The sequence below is a fragment of the Micropruina sp. genome, assembly GCF_027492755.1.
Lineage (GTDB): Bacteria > Actinomycetota > Actinomycetes > Propionibacteriales > Propionibacteriaceae > Micropruina.
Genome location: NZ_JAPUED010000006.1, coordinates 2924 through 4290 on the forward strand (window position 1 = coordinate 2924; position 1367 = coordinate 4290).

Annotated in this window: 3 protein-coding genes; all 3 read right to left on the minus strand. The window is 69.9% G+C overall.

What is annotated here, in order from left to right; all coding sequences use genetic code 11:
* A partial coding sequence (locus Q0066_RS00390; RefSeq protein WP_298128922.1) for a hypothetical protein occupies window positions 1–189 on the minus strand: 189 nt, incomplete at its 3' end.
* A 253-nt stretch (window positions 190–442) separates the two neighbouring features.
* Window positions 443–1225 (minus strand): indole-3-glycerol phosphate synthase TrpC, encoded by a 783-nt coding sequence (gene trpC, locus Q0066_RS00395; protein WP_298128923.1) that lies wholly within the window; start codon window positions 1223–1225, stop codon window positions 443–445.
* A 2-nt stretch (window positions 1226–1227) separates the two neighbouring features.
* Window positions 1228–1353: an HGxxPAAW family protein gene (locus Q0066_RS17515; RefSeq protein WP_366521487.1), complete on the minus strand. Its 126-nt coding sequence runs from the start codon at window positions 1351–1353 to the stop codon at window positions 1228–1230.
* Window positions 1354–1367: the final 14 nt, after the last annotated feature.

A 1367-nucleotide genomic window follows, 5' to 3' on the forward strand; every position in this document is an offset into this window, starting at 1 on the left:
GACGCGCTCGTCCGCCAAACCGAGGCCGGCCGCCTCACGCTCGTCGAGCAGGCTGACCAGGGTGGTCACCCCCGCGTCGCGCAGCAGCTCGATCTGCTCCTCCAGCCGGTCGTCGCCCTCCGGGGCGGCCATCGTCCACAGCCGTCCGGGCCCGCTGCGCGAGATCGGATACAGCCGGGGTGTGCTCACCACCCCAGTCTCCCCTGCACCGCCGGTTGAACTTGCCGAAGCCAAGGGCGCCCGCCGTTGATCGAGCCTGTCGAGATCCTTCGTCTCGGACCACCGTCTCGTCCTCCCGTGCTTGACCCGGGATGGACCGAAAAGAACCGTCCCCGAAAATGCGAATCTCGCACGCCTGGGGACGGTTCTGCGACGTTCGAAATTCGAATGCGGAAGAACCGTCCCCGGCGTTCGAGGTGACCGAAGGAGCCGTCCGCGGGGATCAGGAGCCGGCGGCGATGAAGTCGGCGACGGCGGTCCGGGGATCGCCGTGCTTGACTAGGGCTTCGCCGACCAGGATGGCGTCGGCACCGGCGTCGGAGACGCGGCGGACGTCGGCGACCGACAGGATCCCGGATTCGGCGACCTTTACCACGTTGCCGGGGATCAGGCCGACCAGGCGCTCGAACTGGGCGAGGTCGACGTCGAGGGTCTGCAGGTTGCGGTTGTTGACCCCGATCAGGGGCGCACCGGCGTCGACTGCCCGGCGGGTCTCGTCGGGGGTGTGCACCTCTACCAAAGCGGTCAGGCCCAGCGACTTCGCGGTGGCCATCAGCGCGGTCAACTCGTCGTCGGTCAAAGACGCCACGATCAGCAGCGCCAGGTCGGCGCCGGCGGCCCGGGCCTCCCACAGCTGGTAGTCGGTGACGATGAAGTCCTTGCGCAGCAGCGGCGTGTCGACGGCGGCCCGGACGGCCTCCAGGTCGGCCAGGGAACCGTTGAACCGGCGCCGTTCGGTAAGCACCGAGATCGCGGACGCCCCGCCCGCGGCGTACTGCGCGGCCAGCGCGGACGGATCGGGAATATCGGCCAACGCACCCTTGCTGGGGCTGGACCGCTTCACCTCGGCGATCACCGCCAGCGGTGCGGCCCGGAAAGCCGGCATCGGGTCGCGGGTGCCGCCCATGGTGGCCACCACCGCGGCCAACTCCTCCAGGCTGCGGCGCGCACGACGTTCGTCGAGATCCTCGCGAACGCCGGCGACGATCTCGTCCAGCACACCCATCGTCAGGCCTGGCCCAGACCCATCTTGCGCATGATGCCGCCGACGACGGCGCCGGCCAGGATGACCGCGATGGACACCCAGACGAACACCCAGTTGGGGCCCATCAGGAAGGCGACGGTGCCGAGCAGGAAGCCGACGCCGG